16 protein-coding genes are annotated in these 18,917 nt (G+C 59.3%); 7 read left to right on the top strand and 9 right to left on the bottom strand.

Annotated elements, in window-relative coordinates:
• Positions 1–9: 9 nt before the first annotated feature.
• The 4 genes from glyS to GbCGDNIH8_RS10905 all read right to left on the bottom strand — a co-directional run bounded on the left by glyS (position 10) and on the right by GbCGDNIH8_RS10905 (position 3,735).
• On the bottom strand, positions 10–2,064 hold the full coding sequence (gene glyS, locus GbCGDNIH8_RS10890) for a glycine--tRNA ligase subunit beta (protein WP_072573203.1): 2,055 nt from the start codon (positions 2,062–2,064) through the stop codon (positions 10–12).
• Positions 2,065–2,069: 5 nt separating this feature from the next.
• Complete coding sequence (locus tag GbCGDNIH8_RS10895) at positions 2,070–2,495, bottom strand: type II toxin-antitoxin system VapC family toxin (protein WP_072573204.1); 426 nt, start codon at positions 2,493–2,495, stop codon at positions 2,070–2,072.
• On the bottom strand, positions 2,492–2,746 hold the full coding sequence (locus tag GbCGDNIH8_RS10900; RefSeq protein WP_072573825.1) for a type II toxin-antitoxin system VapB family antitoxin: 255 nt from the start codon (positions 2,744–2,746) through the stop codon (positions 2,492–2,494). Before GbCGDNIH8_RS10900 ends, GbCGDNIH8_RS10895 begins: the two co-directional genes overlap by 4 nt.
• 131 nt (positions 2,747–2,877) lie before the next feature.
• Positions 2,878–3,735 (bottom strand): glycine--tRNA ligase subunit alpha, encoded by an 858-nt coding sequence (locus GbCGDNIH8_RS10905; RefSeq protein WP_011632802.1) that lies wholly within the window; start codon positions 3,733–3,735, stop codon positions 2,878–2,880.
• Between the two features lie 87 nt (positions 3,736–3,822).
• Here GbCGDNIH8_RS10905 and GbCGDNIH8_RS10910 point away from each other — a divergent pair, with 87 nt between their 5' ends.
• The 7 genes from GbCGDNIH8_RS10910 (at position 3,823) to GbCGDNIH8_RS10940 (ending at position 13,435) form a co-directional block, all read left to right on the top strand.
• On the top strand, positions 3,823–4,245 hold the full coding sequence (locus tag GbCGDNIH8_RS10910) for a ketosteroid isomerase-related protein (RefSeq protein ID WP_072573205.1): 423 nt from the start codon (positions 3,823–3,825) through the stop codon (positions 4,243–4,245).
• A gap of 140 nt (positions 4,246–4,385) precedes the next feature.
• A complete protein-coding gene (locus GbCGDNIH8_RS10915; RefSeq protein WP_072573206.1) occupies positions 4,386–5,132 on the top strand; it encodes a DUF2076 domain-containing protein in 747 nt (248 codons plus the stop codon).
• 141 nt (positions 5,133–5,273) lie between these two features.
• Positions 5,274–6,152 carry a LysR family transcriptional regulator gene (locus GbCGDNIH8_RS10920; RefSeq protein WP_253736029.1) on the top strand — a complete coding sequence of 293 codons (879 nt, stop codon included), beginning with the start codon at positions 5,274–5,276 and terminating at the stop codon, positions 6,150–6,152.
• Positions 6,153–6,218: 66 nt separating this feature from the next.
• Positions 6,219–7,463 carry a hydroxysqualene dehydroxylase HpnE gene (gene hpnE / locus GbCGDNIH8_RS10925; protein ID WP_072573208.1) on the top strand — a complete coding sequence of 415 codons (1,245 nt, stop codon included), beginning with the start codon at positions 6,219–6,221 and terminating at the stop codon, positions 7,461–7,463.
• Between the two features lie 4 nt (positions 7,464–7,467).
• Entirely contained in the window at positions 7,468–9,423 is a 1,956-nt protein-coding gene (gene shc, locus GbCGDNIH8_RS10930; RefSeq protein WP_072573209.1) for a squalene--hopene cyclase, read from the top strand.
• 257 nt (positions 9,424–9,680) lie between these two features.
• The gene (locus GbCGDNIH8_RS10935) at positions 9,681–12,425 is read left to right on the top strand and encodes a hybrid sensor histidine kinase/response regulator (RefSeq protein WP_157692635.1); all 2,745 of its coding nucleotides are present in this window, start codon (positions 9,681–9,683) and stop codon (positions 12,423–12,425) included.
• Between the two features lie 59 nt (positions 12,426–12,484).
• Positions 12,485–13,435 (top strand): MYG1 family protein, encoded by a 951-nt coding sequence (locus GbCGDNIH8_RS10940; RefSeq protein WP_072573211.1) that lies wholly within the window; start codon positions 12,485–12,487, stop codon positions 13,433–13,435.
• A gap of 57 nt (positions 13,436–13,492) precedes the next feature.
• On the opposite strand, the gene glnT is transcribed toward GbCGDNIH8_RS10940, so the two are convergent.
• From glnT to GbCGDNIH8_RS10965, 5 genes are all read right to left on the bottom strand, one after another.
• A complete protein-coding gene (gene glnT / locus GbCGDNIH8_RS10945) occupies positions 13,493–14,800 on the bottom strand; it encodes a type III glutamate--ammonia ligase (protein WP_072573212.1) in 1,308 nt (435 codons plus the stop codon).
• Between the two features lie 235 nt (positions 14,801–15,035).
• Positions 15,036–16,382, bottom strand: a complete 1,347-nt coding sequence (locus GbCGDNIH8_RS10950; protein ID WP_072573213.1) for an FMN-binding glutamate synthase family protein — start codon at positions 16,380–16,382, stop codon at positions 15,036–15,038.
• 1 nt (position 16,383) lies between these two features.
• Positions 16,384–17,073: a protein glxC gene (locus GbCGDNIH8_RS10955; RefSeq protein ID WP_072573214.1), complete on the bottom strand. Its 690-nt coding sequence runs from the start codon at positions 17,071–17,073 to the stop codon at positions 16,384–16,386.
• Entirely contained in the window at positions 17,073–17,966 is an 894-nt protein-coding gene (locus GbCGDNIH8_RS10960; RefSeq protein WP_072573215.1) for a class II glutamine amidotransferase, read from the bottom strand. The genes GbCGDNIH8_RS10955 and GbCGDNIH8_RS10960 overlap by 1 nt, the downstream gene beginning before the upstream one ends.
• Positions 17,967–18,082: 116 nt before the next feature.
• The gene (locus GbCGDNIH8_RS10965) at positions 18,083–18,916 is read right to left on the bottom strand and encodes an SH3 domain-containing protein (protein WP_253736030.1); all 834 of its coding nucleotides are present in this window, start codon (positions 18,914–18,916) and stop codon (positions 18,083–18,085) included.
• Between the last annotated feature and the right edge of the window lies 1 nt (position 18,917).

Here is an 18,917-nt window from a genome sequence, read left to right on the forward strand (position 1 = left end):
CAGGCTCCTTCAGCCTTCGATACGGGAGAAGTCGGCAACACGGTTCATCGTGTCACGCAAACGGGACAACAGGCGCAGCCGGTTACGACGGAGCGCTGGCTCCTCCGCATTGACGGTGACCTGATCGAAAAACGCATCCAGCGCTCCACGCAGGCGGGCGAGGGATGCCATGGCGGTGGCGTCATCTTCCGCATCCAGTGCAGCGATGACCGCCGGCTCCGCCTCTTTCAACGCGCCGGCCAGAGCATGCTCTTCCGGCATTGCCAGCAGAGTATCGTCAGGGGCGCCGGTATGGGGCCCATCCTTCCGATCCTCGATACGCAGAATATTGGCGGCCCGTTTGTAGGCCGCTAGAAGATTTGCGCCATCTTCACTGCCCAACAGGGCCGCAACCGCATCGGCGCGCGCCAGCAGGCGCACAATATCGCCCGCCCCTTCCGCCGTATCATCGGCATGCACCGCGAACACCGCCGCCAGCACGTCATGGCGCGCCCCTTCGGAGCGCAACTGCACGCGCAGACGCTCAGCCATGAACGCCAGCAGATCGGCCACCGGCGCCTGATCGGAGGCAAAGGCGAACAGACGACCCAGCGGCAGCCGCAACCCGTTTTCACGGATGATGCGGATGATCCCCAGCGCCGCACGCCGCAGCGCGAACGGATCGCCGGAGCCGGTCGGAGCCTCCCCGATGGAAAAAAACATCGCCAGCCGGTCGATCTTGTCCGCCAGAGCGACCGCGATCGAGACCGGCGCATCCGGCACCGGATCGGACGGGCCTTTCGGCGCGTAATGATCACGGATGGCATCGGCGATCCACGGCGACTCCCCGTCATGCAGCGCGTAATAGCGGCCCATGACGCCCTGCAATTCCGGAAATTCCCCCACCATGCCGGTGGTCAGATCAGCCTTCGCCAGCAGCGCCGCCCCGTCCGCATCGCGTGCATCCGCCCCTACCAGCGGCGCGATTTCCCGCGCCAGCCGCCGCAGACGCGCCACCAGAGCGGCCTGACTGCCGAGCTTCGCGTGATAGGTCACACGCTCCAGCACAGACAGCCGGGAGGCCAGCGGTTCCTTGCGGTCCTGATCCCAGAAATGGCGTGCATCGGCAAAGCGGGCGCGCAGCACACGCTCATTACCAGCAATAATGGCGCGGCCCTGATCGGTGGCCTCGATATTGGCGATGAAGGCGAAATAAGGGGCGGCTTTGCCCTCGGCATCGCGCAGCGCGAAATAACGCTGGTTGACCCGCATGGAGACCTGCATCACCTCCGCAGGCAGAGACATATACTGATCGTCGATCCGGCCCAGCAGCGGCACCGGCCATTCCACCAGCCCGGCCACCTCATCGACCAGCCCGGGATCATCCACCACACTCAGCCCATGAGCGGCGGCAACGCGGGCGATGCCCTCCGCCACACGACGGCGGCGTTCCTCAACATCCAGTACTACATGCCGTTCGGCCAGCGCCGCCTGCCATTCAGCGACACCACGGACCTTCACGGCACCGGGAGACAGGAAGCGATGCCCTTCCGTCTCATCGCCGGAGCGCAGCCCATGCCCGTCATCATCACCCTGAACGAGCGAAAACGGCACCACCACACCATCCAGCTGGCAGAGAATACGGCGGAGAGGACGAACCCATGTAAACAGGCTCGACCCACCCCAGCGCATGGATTTCGGCCAGGGAAATTTCCACAGCAGCGCCGGAATCACCTCGGCAATCAGGGCCGCCGCTTCACGGCCCGGGCTGGACGTATCGAGCACCCAGTAATCGCCCTCTTCACGCAGGGCTGACCGATCCGCGCCATGTTTGCGCAGAAACCCGGCCAGAGCCTGTTCAGGCGCACCGATCCGTGGACCGCGCTCATTGCCGGAGCGGGCGGGCACACCTGCCTCCACCGTCGCGGTCAAAGCAAGACGCCGGGGACCGACATGCCAGCGCAGATCACGCGGCGACAGATCAGCCAGCGCCTCTCCGGCCAGCCGCACCAGATCCTCGCCAGCCTTGACCTGCATACGGGCGGGGATTTCCTCGCTGAACAATTCCAGCAGTAATTCGGGCATCGGGATCAGTCCTGGATATCTTGCAATACGGTTTCTTCGGGCTGGGTGGCTGGCTCGATGTCGGTATGATCGAAATCCCGCCCTTTATAGAGCAGCCTGTCACCTTCGGTCTTGGCGAGAGCATAGGCCAGGCAGTCACCGTAATTCAGCCGGTGTGCATGACGGAATCGGCCGAAATAACGCCACGCACCGCGCGCCACCGTTGCCTGTTCAGCGCTGACGGGGACGATCTCGATCCCGGCGGCGCGGATGAATTCATCAAAGCGGAGGCCGGCAAGGCGACCGCCTTTTTCCTCGACCATCATACTCGCCTCCAGCCAGTTGGCGGCCGACATGCGGGGGCGCTCGGCCGAGACCAACGCCTCCAGATAGCGTTGGCCATCAGGCTCCCCCAGCACAATCGCCAGCAATGCGGAGGTATCGATGATCACAGCGGCAATCCGCCCTCGGCATACAGCGCGCTATGATCGGAACTGACCCGACCGCGCATATGGGCGCGGATATCCGCCGCAAGGACGGTAAGGCGCTGGAGACGGGACACACGGTCACGCAGGCGGCGCTCACGCTCCAGACGCTCCCGCAGCGCCTCCGTCACCGCCATGGTCATGCTTTCGCCGGTCAGCGCAGCAAGCTCGGTTGCCAGCACGTAGGCATCCTCACTTTTGATATTGAGCTGCGCCATGATGGTAGACATCCCGCCGTTGCAGGTAGACGCTACCTCACCTCTTCTACCATCGTCCAGAGGGAATGCCAAAGGAATGGTAGAAAATTTTTCAGCTATGGAAGAAAGCCGGACATCAGGGCCGAAACGCCCTAACCTCCACCCGCCAGCCACGCTTCGGCACAGCTTTTCGCCAGGCTGCGCACACGGGCAATATAGGCAGCCCGCTCCGTCACGCTGATGACACCGCGCGCATCCAGCAGATTGAACAGATGGCTGGCCTTGATGCACTGGTCATAGGCTGGCAAGGCCAGCCCCTGCCCTACCAGCGCGGCACATTCCTTTTCCGCGTCGATGAAATGGCGGGAGAGCATCTCGGTATTCGCATGCTCGAAATTATGCGCGCTGTATTCACGCTCCGCCCGCAGGAACACGTCGCCATAGGTGACGCCCTGCCCGTTGAAATCAAGATCGTAGACGTTTTCCACGTCCTGCACATACATGGCCAGACGCTCCAGCCCGTATGTCATCTCGAAACTGGGCAGATCGACCGGAATGCCGCCAACCTGCTGGAAATAAGTGAACTGGCCGACCTCCATCCCGTCGCACCAGACTTCCCAGCCCAGCCCCCATGCGCCAAGCGTCGGGCTTTCCCAGTCATCCTCGACAAAGCGGATGTCATGCAGCGCCGGGTCGATTCCGATGGCACGATAGCTGTCCAGCAACATGGACTGCGCAGTTTCCGGGCTGGGTTTCATGATGACCTGATATTGGTAATAATGCTGAAGCCGGTTCGGATTTTCGCCATAACGGCCATCGGTCGGGCGGCGGCTGGGCTGCACATAAGCGGCACGCCAGGGTTTGCGGCCCAACGAGCGCAGTGTCGTGGCTGGATGAAATGTGCCTGCACCCATCTCGACGTCGTAAGGCTGCAAGATAACGCAGCCTGCTTTCGACCAGAAAGCATGCAGGCGGAGGATCAGATCCTGGAAGCTGGGTTTGTCAGGCATTGACGGGCATGGTTCCGAGAAGCGAGAAGCCGCGCACGCTATAAGCTGTCGCTCCCGACGGCAATCCGTAACGAGTGAGGATCAACCATGACCCAGACCGCCGACGCGCTGATCCGCGCGTATTACGAAGCTTTCAACGCCGGTGACGAGGCCGCTTTCCTGGCCCTGCTGACCGATGATGTGGAACACGATATCAGTCAGGGCGACAAGGAAGTCGGCAAGGAAGCCTTCTCCCGCTTCCTCGCCCACATGAACAATTGCTACCGCGAGCGGATCGAGCTGCTGCGCGTGATGACCGAATCGACCGGCCAGTTCGCGGCCTCCGAATTCATCGTGCACGGTGAATATTTGAAGACGGATCCCGGTGTGCCGGAAGGCACCGCGCCGGCCCGTGGCCAGCGTTACACCCTGCCCGCCGGTGCTTTCTTCACCATCCGTGACGGCAAGGTGGCCCGGATTTCCAACCACTACAATCTCGGTGAGTGGATCCGTCAGGTGAACGAAGGCTGATCCCGTCTGGCCCGTCAGGATGGCGCTTGTCCTGCCCATCCTGACGGGGGCGTCTTGATCGCCGCCTGATGCCGCGCCATGTTTCGTCCAGCACCCTCATGCCAGGCATTGAGGGGACATCGTCAGGAGAGCGGCCGGACATGAACGACCAGGAACGCGAGATCATCACCCGCTTCATCGAGCGGGTCAGCGGCGCACAGACTGCGCCGGGAACAGCGGTACAAACGCTGCCGCCCGTCGATCGCGATGCCGATGCGTTGATCGGCCAGCTTTTCACCCGCTATCCCGAAGCCCGCTACCGACTGACCCAGACCGCCTATGTGCAGGATTACGCATTGGCCGAGGCCGGTAAAAAAATTCAGGCCCTCCAACAGCAGGTTCAGCAACTGCAACAACAGGTGCAGGCGCTTCAGCAGCAGAGCGGTCAGTCTCGTGGCGGGTTTTTCAGCTCTCTGTTCGGTGGCGGCCAACCCTCCGCCCCACAGCGGCCAGCCTTCCAGCCTCCGCCGCCGCAAGGTTACGCCCAACCCGGATATACCCAGCCGGGCTATGCCCAACCAGGATATGCCCAGCCTCCCTTTCAACGCGGCGGAAGCGGATTCCTTGGCTCAGCCCTGACCACCGCCGCGGGCGTGGCGGGCGGTATGGTGGTCGGCAATATGCTGACCGGCCTGTTCTCCGGCCATGAACATGCCGATCCGGGGGCCGGATTCGGTGCCGGGGGTGACAGCGGCGTCTGGGGCACGGGTGGCGATGCAGGTGGCGCAGCCCCCGGCGGAGATGACTGGGGCAGTCTTCAGAACGACACTGGTGCTGATCAGGGCGGCTGGGGTGACAGCGGCGATTCAGGATGGTCCGATTCCGGCGGTGGATGGGACGATCTTTAAGGCCATACCGGGCAAGAAAGATAAAATTTCCTGATTGACGCGGGTAGAATCATTTGCATTTCTTATGGTTCTACCCATCCGTTGCATCAGGCAGTTCTTTCTTCACACCGGAGATCAGTGCTGCCGCAGGAGCAGCCTGAAGTGAATTATCCTGATCTCGATCTTGATCTTCTCCGCTGCTTTGCCTGCGTGGCGGCGGAACGGGGCTTTACCGCCGCCGGTCAGGTGATGGGACTCACGCAATCCGCAATCAGCCTGAAAATCAAACGGCTGGAAGACCTGATCAATCGCCGGGTTTTCGATCGCTCCAGCCGCCACCTGGCCCTGACGCCGGATGGGGACATACTGCTGGCTTACACGCACCGCTTGCTATCCCTGAATGATGAGGCCGTACGGCGGCTGGTGGCCAGCCCGATCAAAGGGCATTTACGGCTGGGTGTCGCAGATCATTTCCTGCCCCATCATCTGGCGCAGATTGTGGGGCGCTTTCATCGCACCTATCCCGAAGTCAGGCTGGAAGTGGAGGTAGGCCGCTGCACTGAACTCCGCACCGCCTGCGATGAAGGGCGCTTCGATCTGGTGATCGGCAGACGCCGCGCCGGTGACACAATGGGGATGCCGATCTGGACCGAAACCATGGTCTGGGTCGCCGCTCACGATTTCCGGATGCCGGAGCGGGACAAGCCGCTACCGCTGGCAACCCTCTCGACAGGATGCATGTTCCGGGAACGGGCACTGGATGTTTTGTCCCGTGCGCGTATTCCACATGAGCTGCGCTATACCTCAACCAGCCTGCTGGGCATCATTGCCTTTGTGCAGGAAGGGCTGTGCATTATCCCCATCGGTCGCTCCAATGTCCCGAACGGGCTGAAAGAGATCGACTCGCTGCCTGCCCTGGGGAATGCCGAGATTGCCGTATTTGGTAATACTTCTGACAAGAATCTCGAACTGGTGCAGCCTCTGATTGACCTGTTCCGTGACGATCTCGGCTCTGGCCGGAAAATCAGCCCCTCACCCTGAGACTTTACTTTACGCGTCTCTCCGCGCATCCGTGTGCGCGTGTCACATTCAACCTGTTCATCACCCATGTTCCATATTGTCGGTGGCGGTCTGGCCGGACTGTCCGCAGCCCTCGACCTCGCCGAGCGCGGTCTGCGTGTCACGCTGTATGAATCAAGCCGTCAGGCAGGCGGGCGCTGTCGCTCCTATTTCGACAAGGAGCTGGGTTGCAGGATCGACAATGGCAACCATCTGCTGCTGTCCGGCAACCGGGCGGCGCATGGTTTCCTGAAACGGATCGGTGCGGGTGACAGTCTTAGTGGCCCGGGAAAACCCCTGTTTCCCTTCGCCGATCTTTCTGATGGCTCATTCTGGGCCGTGCAGCCGGGCCGTGGCCGCCTGCCGCTATGGCTGCTGAAGCGTCAAGCCCGTGTCGCGGGCACAAGAGTGCGGGACTATCTCTCCCTGCTGCGCATCATAGGCGCTCCGGAAATCGCAACAGTGCAGGATCTGACCCTGCCGGAACCTCTGTTTCGGCGGTTGCTGGAGCCTCTTTCGGTGTCTGCCCTGAATACCCGCCCGCATGAAGCCAGCGCCAGCCTGTTCGGAGCCATCATCCGCGAAACCCTCGCTGAAGGTGGTTCCGCCTGCATTCCCGCCATTCCGCGGGAGGGTATGTCAGAAAGTTTCGTTGATCCCGCGCTGACCCGTCTGTCCGCATTGGGGGCGGAAATCCGGCTGGGCCACCGCATCCCATCCCTCACCATCGAGAATGGGCGCGTCGCCACGCTGGGGGATATCAGGCTGGGACCGGCTGACAAGGTCATTCTGGCTGTTCCGGCCTGGGTAGCTGCCGATCTGCTGCCTGAACTGACCGTGCCGGACCAGCATGAAGCCATTATCAATCTGCATTTCCGCACGCCGGCTGCTCCATCCACCAACCCTGCTTTTGTCAGAGCAGGGTTCATCGGCGTGGTCGGCGGCACGGCAGAATGGATTTTCCGGCGGCCCGAGGTGATCTCTGTCACCATCAGCGCGGCCAATCATCTGTTGGATGATCCGGACGTGCCAGCGCGCGTCTGGGACGACATACGGCGCGCCACCGGTCAGCAGGGACCCATGCCGAAGCTGCGTATCGTACGCGAAAAACGCGCGACCTTCCTGGCCTCCCCCGAACAGAATGCACGCCGGCCGCAGGCTGGCTTCATGTTGCAACGCGGCATCACCAATCTGGCTCTCGCAGGGGACTGGACCGCAACCGGCTTGCCTGCAACAATTGAAGGTGCCATCAGGTCCGGTTCGATAGCTGTCAAAATGCTACTACCGGACTGACCCAATGCCAAAAGACATTCCTGCCGATCTGGCTTCTGAAGCCATCTCTGGCGATATGCTGGAACAGGCTGTGCTGCGTGCCAGCATGGCCCTGCATCGCAAGCAGCAAACCGACGGACATTGGGTTTTTGAACTGGAGGCCGACGCCACTATTCCGGCGGAATATGTGCTGCTCGAACATTTTCTGGATCGGATCGACACCGATCTGGAGCACAAGATCGGTGTGTATCTGCGGCGGATTCAGGGCGATCATGGCGGCTGGCCGCTCTTTCACGAAGGAGCCTTCAATCTTTCAGCCAGCGTCAAGGCGTATTACGCGCTGAAAGCGATTGGTGACAATCCGGATGCGCCGCATATGCGCCGCGCCCGCGAAGCCATTCTGGCCGCAGGCGGGGCAGAGCGCAGCAATGTCTTCACCCGGATTCAACTGGCGCTGTTCGGGCAAATTCCCTGGCGCGGTGTACCGGTCATGCCCGCCGAGCTGATGATCGCGCCCAAATGGTTTCCCATCAATATGTGGAAAGTCAGCTACTGGTCGCGCACCGTGATCGCGCCGCTGCTGGTGCTGATGGACCGCAAGCCGCAGGCCCGCAATCCGCGCAATGTGCATGTGCGGGAGCTGTTCCTGAATGATCCTGAGCATATCAGGGACTGGATCCGCGGTCCGTTCCGGTCCGGATGGGGATATGTCTTCAAATATCTGGACAGCATACTTCGTGTTGTGGAGCCGGTGGCGCTGAAACCCCTGCGCCCGCGCAGCATCCGTCTGGCGGTGGATTTCGTGAGAGAACGCCTGAACGGAGAGGACGGGCTGGGCGCGATCTACCCTGCCATGGCCAACAGCGTGATGATGTATGATGTGCTGGGCTACAGCCCCGACCATCCGGAAGCTGCAATCGCATGGGAAAGCGTCCGCAAGCTGCTGGTCATCAAGGATGATGAGGCCTATTGCCAGCCCTGCCTCTCCCCTATCTGGGACACCGGCCTGTCCGGCCATGCCATGGCGGAGGCGGAAGGTGCCATCTCGCCGGGGGTGGCAGCCGCCTGTGACTGGCTGCGGAACCGTCAGATCACCGATGTGGTCGGCGACTGGGCCGAAATCCGCCCTGGTGTCCAGCCAGGTGGCTGGGCCTTCCAGTACAACAATGCTCATTACCCCGATGTGGACGATACCGCGGTCGTGGCCATGCTGCTGCACCGGCAGGGTGATCCGGCACATGAGGAGAGCATCCGGAAAGCGCGTCACTGGATCATCGGGCTGCAATGCCGCGACGGCGGCTGGGGGGCGTTCGATGCCGATAATGACAAGGATTATCTGAACCACATCCCCTTCGCCGATCATGGCGCCTTGCTTGATCCGCCGACCGCCGATGTGACGGCACGCTGCATTTCCTTCCTCGCCCAACTGGGTAATCCGGAAGACAAACCCGTGATCGACCGTGCCATGGCCTGGCTGCGCAAGGAGCAGGAAGCCGATGGAAGCTGGTTCGGCCGCTGGGGGACCAACTATATCTATGGCACATGGTCCGTACTCTGCGCCATGAATGCTGCCGGCGTGCCACATGATGACCCGGCCATCAGGCGCGCGGTCAATTTCCTGTTGGCAACACAGCGCGAGGATGGCGGCTGGGGCGAGGATGAGGAAACCTATGATCCTGCCTCCGGCGCGCAGCCCGGCCGTTACAAGGAAAGCACCCCCAGCCAGACCGCATGGGCGCTGATCGGTCTCATGGCCGCAGGGGAAGCCGAACATGAGGCGACACAGCGCGGCATTGCTTATCTGCAAGCTACCCAGAAGCCGGATGGGGAATGGGATGAAGCAGCCTATACGGCGGTTGGCTTCCCACGGGTCTTCTACCTGAAATATCACGGTTACAGACAGTTTTTCCCATTGCTGGCTCTGTCCCGGTATAAAAATCTCCGTAGCAGCAATACGAAAAAAGTTTCGTTCGGATTCTGATTTATAAAGCTTTCGTTTCCGCGATGATGCGCTTACTCAGTCAGGCGTCACAATCAGACTACCCATTATTCTCCTTATGATACGCTATGTTTCATGGCAGGGCTTGAAGAAGGGTCTTTTTCCTGAACGTCATCAAGGACACCTCATCCGGTGAAGGGGCCATCAAGCCGGATCCGGAAACACTGACACCTGACCGTCATAAAGGCTGTGCAGGCATTGCCGCACTGGCCGCATTGGCCTGCGATGCAGAGTGTGCAGTGCTCTCTATCAACACCATCCCCGGCCAGGCCCCGTTCCTGGACATTCATGGCGCAGAACAGGGGAACCTGCCTTTTCTTCCTCATACCTCTCTGCCTGCACTGGCAAAGGCCGTTATGGCAGGTGAAGAACTGGTCACCCATCTTCGGGATGAGGCGCTGCCCTCTGATATGATCCGGCCTGCTTTTTTCGCCGGCCACCCCGTTATAACCCCTTCTGGACGTAAGCAGGGCGCATTATGCGTCATGGGGGCGACAGCCCGCACGCTCTCCCCTGCACAGACTGACCGGCTGCTCGCCCTCGCCCGGCTGGCGGGCATGCAGAGCGATCCCCCCGACGATCAATCCGACCATAACGGGCGTGTCCCCGAACAGGGCGACTTTCTGGAACTGCTGGGCACGTCTCCCGACTGTATGAAAATTCTGACGACAGACGGGAAACTGCTGTTCATCAGCAATGCTGGCCTCAAGGCGCTGGGCATCTCCGATCCTTCCCATATCATTGGCCAATCCTGGCCGCATTTATGGGACGATCCTGTGCGCTCCCAGGCCTTGACGGCCATTGCGAAAGCACGGTCAGGCGGTGTCGGCCGTCTGGAAGGAACCACCCTCAACAGCCAGGGGAAAGCCTCACACTGGGACATAACCATCACGCCCCTGCTGGATCAAAAAGGCAGCATAACGCGCCTGATGGCCGTCTCCCGCGACATTACTGAAGCACGGGAGGCCCAGCAGGCCCTGAAATACAGTGAAGCCCGTTTCCGGCTGATGACGGAAACCCTGCCGCAAATCATCTGGATGACCGATCAGCAGGGAGATATTTTATACGTCAGCGAGAAATGGGAGCATTTCAGCGGTCGGTCGACCCGACATCTTCTTCAGAAAGGCCGGTGGATGAGTTTCGTCCATCCGGATGACCGCCAGACTCTCCTCACCGCCTGGGCTGCGGCAAGGCAGGAGGGCAGCCTGAAATGTGAGTACCGCATGCGTCATCGCAGCGGGGTCTATCGCTGGTTTCTGCTCACGGCACAACCGGAACCCGATCCCACAGGTGAACCACTCCGCTGGTTCGGCAGCTGCACGGATATCGATGTGGAACGGAACATCCGGGAGGCCCTCGCTGTCCGCAGCCAGGGACTGGAACAGGAAATCGCCCACCAGGTGCAGGAACTGGAACGCATCTGGTGCCTGTCCCGCGATCTTCTGGCCATCCTCCGGTACGATGGCGGCATCCTGAGCATCAATCCGGCCTGGGAAGCAATATTGGGCTGGGACAACATCAAGGATATCGAAAACCCCATTGATACATTGTGCCACCCGGATGATCTGCCGGAAGTTGAACACTCAATGGAACAGATGCGGCAAGGACAGACGGTTGTCAGCCAGCCTGTCCGTATTCTGCATGTCGATGGCAGCTATCGCTGGATTTCATGGAATGCCGTGCCATTTGACGGGCTGATCTATGCAACAGGACGCGATGTTACAGACCTCATCTCAGCCGAAGAACACCGCAAGGAACTGGAAGCCCAGTTGCACCAGTCACAAAAAATGGAGGCGGTCGGGCAACTGACAGGTGGCATTGCACATGATTTCAATAATCTGCTGACAGCCCTCAGCGGCAGTCTGGAACTGATGCAGACCAATCTGGATCGTGGACGTCTGCAATCCCTGCCCCGCTATATTGCCACAGCCCATAAAGCGGTGGAACGAGGCGCATCCCTGACTCACCGTCTTCTGGCTTTTTCACGTCGCCAGACCCTGTCACCACGCACGCTTGATCCGGCAACCCTGATGACGGGCATGGCTGAACTGATCAGGAGCATCTGTGGCCCTTCCATTCAGGTTCAGACCATTTTTCAGTCAATGCCTGCATTGATTCAATGTGATCCCAATCAGCTGGAAAACGGATTGCTGAATCTGGTGATCAATGCACGCGATGCCATGCCGCAGGGTGGAACCCTGATCATGGAAACAGGCATAATAAAGATACCGGAGCGGCATGTCAGCGAAGTAAATGAAACATGGCTTGACAGCGCACTCTCCAATTTTCAGCCCGGTGATTACGTGGTCATCACCGTGCAGGATACCGGCATAGGAATGACTGAGGATGTCATGAGGCGCGCTTTCGATCCGTTCTTCACGACAAAACCGATTGGTCAGGGAACCGGACTTGGCCTGTCGATGATTTACGGTTTCATCAAACAGACGGGCGGCCATGTGCGACTGAAATCGTCCCCCGGCTCAGGAACAACGATCCGTCTTTATTTTCCCTGTTATCACGGTGATCTTTCCACTGCCCAGCATACCGGACAGATGACAGGTTTTCCTGCATCCACCTCGACTTCATCAGGTCATACAGCCAGCGGTACAATCATGGTCGTGGATGATGAAGAGTCCATCCGACACCTGATCAAGGAAACTCTTCAGGATCAGGGATATAAAACCGTGTTGGCCGATCATGCCGCAGCAGCACTGATGCTGCTGAAAACCACTCTGCAGAATGGAGACAGGATTGACGGTCTGATTACCGATATTGGCCTGCCCGGTAGCATGAATGGTCGGGAACTGGTGGCAGAGGCCCTGTCACTCATCCCTGACCTGCCCGTCCTTTTGATGACGGGATATGACTGCACCTCTCACGCTACAGACAGGCCAAGCACATCCTTACAGGAAAATCTGGATATTCTGGCCAAGCCGTTCAGCATGGATACGCTGTTGCAAAAACTGAGCTCCGTGCTGGTGTAATCTTTTCAACAGCGCACAAGCCGCGCGATGTTTAACATCTGAAGATTTTCAGGACTTTCATGACCGATAAGATAACCCCGCTGCTGATTACCCATAGCGGCAAGTTCCATTGCGACGAGGTATTCGCCTACGCCGTATTGCGTTTTGCGCTCGGTCTTTCCAGACCGGGTGAGGACCATGTTCTTCTACGCACTCGCAAGCCGGAGCTGATCGAAACCGGCGATATCGTTTTTGATGTCGGGCTGATCTCGGATCCTTCCAATAACCGGTTTGATCATCATCAGATCGGCGCACCTGTGCGGGCGGATGGCACGCCTTTTTCCTCTGCCGGGCTGGTCTGGCAGATATATGGGGAACGTGCCGTCACCTCCCTGCTCACGCCGCAGGATGCTGCCTTCGCCCCTGCCATCGCCACGGCCCTGGATGGAAAACTGGTGAAGCGCATTGACGAAATCGACAATGGTGTTTCAGCGTCAGGCCCGGTTGTTCGTAACTCTTTCGATCTTGCAGCGCTCGTCGGCGATTTCAACCCGCCTTGGGACAGCGCGGAAGCCAACGGACCCACGGCCGGAGATGAAGCTTTCCAGCATGCAACCGCCATGGTGGCTGGTGTGCTGGCACGCCAGGTCGATATCCAGCGCTCCAAGCTTCAGGCTGAAGCATTGGTGCTGGCGGCGCATGCGGCGGCTGATGATAAACGCCTGCTGGTGCTGGAGAACGGCATGCCGTGGAAAAATGTCGTGTTCAGCCATGATCTGCCGGTATTACTGGCTGTCTCGCCTGCCTCCAATGGCAACTGGATGGTCGATACCGTGCCGCCAGAACCCGGTTCCTTTGCCCAGCGCCTGCCTTTGCCGGAAAGCTGGGCCGGTCTACAGGGTACTGATCTCGCTGCCGTCAGCGGTGTGGCAGATGCCGTCTTCGTGCATGTACGCCGCTTTGTCGGTGGTGCCAAAACCCGTGAAGGGGCTATTGCACTGGCACAAAAGACTTTGGCGCTAGCAGGCTGACCCGCTCCATCAAAAAAGGGGAGCTTCAGCTCCCCTTTATCTGCACCCGCTCAGGACTCAGCAATCCAGTGTCTGCTGCCGCTCCCAATCGGTGAGGTGATACATGTATTCATCCCATTCCCGCTGCCGCAGCTTGACATAACTGTCTACCACATCAGGACCGAACGCCGCACGGATAACTTCCGAATTTTTCAGGGCGCGCAACGCATCCAGCAGATTACCCGGCAGCCTGCGCACATTATCGAGCGTCGCGGCATCCCGATACATGTCGATATCCAGCGGTTCTCCGGGGTCGCCTTTCGTCTCGATCCCGTACAATCCCGCAGCCAGAATAGCGGCAGGCAGCAGATAGGGATTGGACGCATTATCAGGCAGCCTGATTTCCATCCGCCCCCCCGCTGGCACACGGATCATGTGCGTGCGGTTGTCACCGGCATAGGTCACCGTATTCGGCGCCCAGGTTGATCCTGACAGGCCGGGCGGTGCGATAATCCGCTTGAAGGAATTCACCGTCGGATTGGTAATCGCACATAGCGCGTCAGAACATTCCATCAGGCCGGAGATAAAATGATACCCCAGCGCAGACAGACCAAGCCCGCGTGAATCGCCTGGATCAGACAGAAGATTGCTCTCCCCGTTCCACAGCGACATATGCATATGGCAGCCGCTTCCGGTACGGTTCAGGAACGGTTTCGGCATGAAGGTGGCCCGCAGACCGTGCTTTTCTGCAATGGTACGCACCATATATTTAAAAAAGGTGGTGCGGTCAGCGGTTACCAGAGCATCAGCATAATTCCAGTTCATCTCGAACTGGCCGTTTCCATCCTCATGATCGTTCTGATATGGTCCCCAGCCAAGTGCTGTCATGTAATCGCATATCTCGCTGATCACATCATAACGGCGCATCAAAGCACCCTGATCATAACAAGGTTTGCTGGAGGTATCGAGCATGTCGCCGATGGACGTGCCGGATGGATCCAGCAGGAAAAATTCAGGCTCTACACCGGTTTTCAGTGTAATTCCTTTTTCCGCAGCATCCTGTTTCATTTTCTTCAGAACGTTGCGTGGCCCCTGTGGCAGAATCTTGCCATCCATATGCAAATCGGCGGCCAGCCAACCGACTTCCGGCTTCCACGGCAGCTGGATCAGGCTGTCCGGATCAGGAACCGCATTCACGTCGGGATGAGCAGGCGTCAGATCAAGCCAGCTTGCGAAACCCGCGAAACCCGCGCCTGATTTAGCCATGCCATCAATCGCCGCGGCTGGTACCAGTTTTGCCCGGTTGGTACCAAAAAGATCGACATAGGATATAAGGAAATAGCGAATACCCCTTTGTTTCGCTTCCTCTGACAAGATGGTCGCCATTGGCGTTTTCCTCTCCAGGACGGCCTGCTTCATGCGGCTGTCAATGCACCCGGACCCGTTACCAATGATGATTTCACGCCCGTTTCATGCAGGCAGAAAACGGGGCCATGAAATGTGGCAACGGGCGACATGATCAACCCTGTAATCGGCGTTTCCCGGCTGTTTTGTACCGGTTATGATTTTGTGATGGCTGGCACAAGGAACTGTGCCAGCCATTTCAGTCCATCATCGTGTCTCAGCCCGGCTGAAGGCCGGGAATCCAGTTCGTGCCAGCCAGTGGAACCCGTGCCATCGCAGCGGCCTCCATAGTCAGGGCAACGAGGTCTTCCGGTTCCAGATTATGCACATGGCTCTTACCGCAAGCCCGGGCAATCGTCTGCGCTTCCAGCGTCAACACAGAAAGATAGTTGGCGATACGCCGGCCACCCAACACCGGATCAAGCCGCGCTGACAGAGCCGGATCCTGCGTGGTGATACCAGCCGGGTCGCGCCCCTCATGCCAGTCATCATAAGCCCCGGCAGTGGTGCCGAGCTTGGCATATTCCTCTTCCAGCGCAGGATCATTATCACCCAGCGCAATCAGTGCACCGGTTCCGACCGCCACCGCATCAGCACCCAACGCCAGCGCTTTCGCGACATCGGCCCCCATGCGGATACCGCCAGAGACGATCAGTTGCACCTTGCGATGCATGTCCAGATCCTGCAACGCCTGCACTGCCGGACGGATGGCGGCCAGAATAGGCAGGCCGACATTTTCGATGAACACTTCCTGCGTCGCCGCCGTGCCGCCCTGCATACCGTCCAGCACCACGACATCGGCACCAGCTTTCACAGCCAACGCTGTGTCGTAATACGGGCGGGACGCACCGACCTTTACGTAAATCGGCTTTTCCCAACCGGTAATCTCGCGAAGTTCCAGAATTTTGATTTCCAGATCATCCGGGCCAGTCCAGTCAGGATGGCGACAGGCCGAACGCTGGTCGATGCCGGGCGGCAGGCAGCGCATCTTCGCAACGCGATCAGTAATTTTCTGGCCGAGCAACATACCGCCACCGCCCGGTTTGGCACCCTGACCAATCACAATCTCGATCGCATCGGCGCGGCGCAGATCATCGGGATTCATACCATAGCGACTGGGCAGATACTGGTAGACCAGTGTCTGGCTGTGTCCCCGCTCCTCCTGTGTCATACCACCATCACCCGTGGTGGTGGAGGTACCGACAGTTGTCGCACCGCGTCCCAGAGCTTCCTTCGCTGCACCGGACAGCGCACCAAAACTCATGCCTGCGATGGTGACAGGAATTTTCAGGTGAATCGGCTTTTTGGCATACCGCGTGCCAAGCCACACATCCGTACCGCATTTCTCGCGATACCCTTCCAGCGGATAGCGGCTGATCGAAGCACCCACGAACAGCAGATCATCGAAATGCGGAACCCGGCGTTTCGCGCCGCCACCGCGTATGTCGTAGATGCCGGTGGCGGCGGCGCGACGAATCTGGCCAATCGTATATTCATCAAATGTCGAGGATGCACGCGGCGGGGTCCACAGGGCGTCATCCTGTCTGGGCGGGGATGCGGTCATGTCAGTAAGCTCCCGCGTTATCGAGATGGAAATTATAAAGACGGCGCGCCGATCCATAGCGACGGAATTCAGCAGGATCGACCTGCCCTTCCAGTCCGGCACGCTTGAACAGGTCGAATAATTCCTGCTTGTGCTCGTCACGCATTTCTTTTTCGATACAGTCAGTGCCAAGGCTTTTCACTGATCCGCGCACGAACAGACGTGCCTCATAAAGGCTGTCGCCCAAGGCTTCTCCGGCATCACCGAACACGACCAGACGACCGGCCTGTCCCATGAAGGCGCTCATATGGCCAATGCTGCCACCGACAACGATCTCCACACCTTTCATGGAAATACCGCAGCGGGACGATGCATTACCGTCAATGCGCAGAATGCCGCCCCATGCAGTCGCGCCCGCCGAAGCCGAGGCATCACCTTTCACATGCACAAAGCCGGATAACATGTTTTCCGCTATACCCACGCCGACATTACCGTTGACAACGACATGAGCCTGCTTGTTCATGCCGGCACAGTAATATCCGGCGTTACCGTCAATCTCCACAGAGACCGGCGCATCCAGGCCAACGGCAATGGCATGCGCGCCTTCCGGGTTGGCAACCGTCCAGTGGGTTTCATTGGTGGTTTCATGAAGTGCATGCAACGCACTGTTCAGCTCACGTAATGGCGTGGTGGCCAGATCAAAGGACGGCATCACTGATGCTCCCAGAAATAGACGGTCGCTGGTTCCGGCTCCCACACGCGGGCCTGCCTGATGCCCGGCAGCCCTGCAAGAGCGCGATACTCTGATCCGAATGCGACATACTGATCGGTTTCCGCCATCACGGCTGGCTTGCAGGCCACCGGATCGCGCAGAACTGCAAAGCCGTTCTCGGTGCCAACGACAAAAGTGAAGAACCCGTCAAGATCATTCAAAGATGACTTCAGCGCATCCCCGAGCGACAGGCCCTGCCGCATGCGCAGGCTGAGATAACCCGCTGCCACTTCCGAGTCATTCTCGGTTGTGATGCGAATGCCTTCGCGCTTCAGCATACGACGCAGACCAGCATGGTTCGACAGGGAACCATTATGCACCAGGCACTGATCCATCCCGGTCGAAAACGGATGCGCACCACAGGTTGTGACTGCGGACTCCGTCGCCATGCGGGTATGACCCACCGCATGGGTGCCGGTCATGTCGCCGATGCCGAAACGCTGCGCGACATTGCGGGGCAGACCAACTTCCTTATACAGCTCGATCCGGTGCCCCTGTGCGAACACATCCACACCGGGAACGTCATGCAGCCAGATGGCTGCTTCATCGGCGCGGGACGCTGGGATGACGAACACCGCATGCGTGTCATGTCGGTTCACACCGACCTTCACTTTCAGCGCATCCTGCATCTGCGCGGCCAGCGCCGCGAAATCATATCCATCCTCGGCCCGGAGAGAGAATTTCACCGTCTCCGCACTGCCGCCACCATAAATCGCGATCCCGGCACTGTCCGGCCCGCGATCAGTCATGGTGCCCAGCATATCGGCTGTCATCCGCCCGAGAAGCGGTTGAAGCCCCTTATCCTTTAAAAAAAGCCCGACAATGCCACACATCTTTCCATCCACCCGGCCTTCATCCTGTCAAGAATGAAACAACATAGCAGACAGAATGTCAACTCATATGAAAATAAATATCATCAGAAGAAACATTTGCTCAGTTTGGTGAGGGCTTAATGCGTAATCACCTCATCGGGCAGCAGCCCCCACATCGTGGAACGGCGCAGATAGCCGCGATAGGATTTCACCTGCACCTGACACCACTCCGATTTGGCTTCACAGTCCTGTATCCGCCCCACCACGCCGGGCTTCAGAATGGCAACGGCTGAGGATTCATCATCGGCCCGGCGGCGCAGTGTCACCGGGTTCTGTCCGAGGGTGAGGAACGTGCGGCGGCCAGTCAGTGTCGCCTGATGCACCCAGCCCTTGACGCCTTCCTGATCCTGCACCAGACGCCAGACCTGAAATTCACGCACGATCTCAACCGGCAGTTCGCGGCGTTTATAAACCCACTCGATCGGATAACGCGTATCCGGTCCCACGCGCATATTGACCTCATCGGCCCGCAACGCAGCAAAGCGCGGAATCGGCAGACCAGTGGCCGATCCCTTGTGCGGATCAGGCGGCGTTGGTTTGGGTTTGGCGTTCTTGTCCTCCGCCGCCGGGGCCGCAGCCGTTGCGGCAGCAGCGCCCGCTGTCGCAGCTCCGGCCGCAGCAGCAGCGGCGGTTTTGGGGACATGTTTGCCGGTCGCATGGGCATTGGCAGAAGGTGAAGCTTTGACCTTATCCCCTGACGCCCCATGATGCGGAGGAGACACCACCGGCGTTTTGTGGGTCGTCGCCTTGTGATGATGGCTTGGGGGGGTATGCTTCACTGCCGGACTGCCCTGCGCATAGGCTGCGTCCCCAACACCCAGCACAGAACCGGCGTAGAATGCCGCCAACAGGACATCCCGGGCAGACCGCTTCAGAACGGGGAGATCAAAACTCATCAAACGGCTATGCATG

The sequence above is a fragment of the Granulibacter bethesdensis genome, assembly GCF_001889545.1.
GTDB lineage: Bacteria > Pseudomonadota > Alphaproteobacteria > Acetobacterales > Acetobacteraceae > Granulibacter > Granulibacter bethesdensis_B.

What these genes read in the sequence shown, in the direction of transcription:
- glyS (WP_072573203.1), bottom strand. Translation starts at nt 2,064, where the DNA reads ATGCCCGAATTACTGCTGGAATTGTTCAGCGAGGAAATCCCCGCCCGT.
- GbCGDNIH8_RS10900 (WP_072573825.1), bottom strand. Translation starts at nt 2,746, where the DNA reads ATGGCGCAGCTCAATATCAAAAGTGAGGATGCCTACGTGCTGGCAACC.
- GbCGDNIH8_RS10905 (WP_011632802.1), bottom strand. Translation starts at nt 3,735, where the DNA reads ATGCCTGACAAACCCAGCTTCCAGGATCTGATCCTCCGCCTGCATGCT.
- GbCGDNIH8_RS10910 (WP_072573205.1), top strand. Translation starts at nt 3,823, where the DNA reads ATGACCCAGACCGCCGACGCGCTGATCCGCGCGTATTACGAAGCTTTC.
- GbCGDNIH8_RS10915 (WP_072573206.1), top strand. Translation starts at nt 4,386, where the DNA reads ATGAACGACCAGGAACGCGAGATCATCACCCGCTTCATCGAGCGGGTC.
- hpnE (WP_072573208.1), top strand. Translation starts at nt 6,219, where the DNA reads ATGTTCCATATTGTCGGTGGCGGTCTGGCCGGACTGTCCGCAGCCCTC.
- shc (WP_072573209.1), top strand. Translation starts at nt 7,468, where the DNA reads ATGCCAAAAGACATTCCTGCCGATCTGGCTTCTGAAGCCATCTCTGGC.
- GbCGDNIH8_RS10940 (WP_072573211.1), top strand. Translation starts at nt 12,485, where the DNA reads ATGACCGATAAGATAACCCCGCTGCTGATTACCCATAGCGGCAAGTTC.
- glnT (WP_072573212.1), bottom strand. Translation starts at nt 14,800, where the DNA reads ATGGCGACCATCTTGTCAGAGGAAGCGAAACAAAGGGGTATTCGCTAT.
- GbCGDNIH8_RS10950 (WP_072573213.1), bottom strand. Translation starts at nt 16,382, where the DNA reads ATGACCGCATCCCCGCCCAGACAGGATGACGCCCTGTGGACCCCGCCG.
- GbCGDNIH8_RS10955 (WP_072573214.1), bottom strand. Translation starts at nt 17,073, where the DNA reads ATGCCGTCCTTTGATCTGGCCACCACGCCATTACGTGAGCTGAACAGT.
- GbCGDNIH8_RS10960 (WP_072573215.1), bottom strand. Translation starts at nt 17,966, where the DNA reads ATGTGTGGCATTGTCGGGCTTTTTTTAAAGGATAAGGGGCTTCAACCG.
- GbCGDNIH8_RS10965 (WP_253736030.1), bottom strand. Translation starts at nt 18,916, where the DNA reads ATGCATAGCCGTTTGATGAGTTTTGATCTCCCCGTTCTGAAGCGGTCT.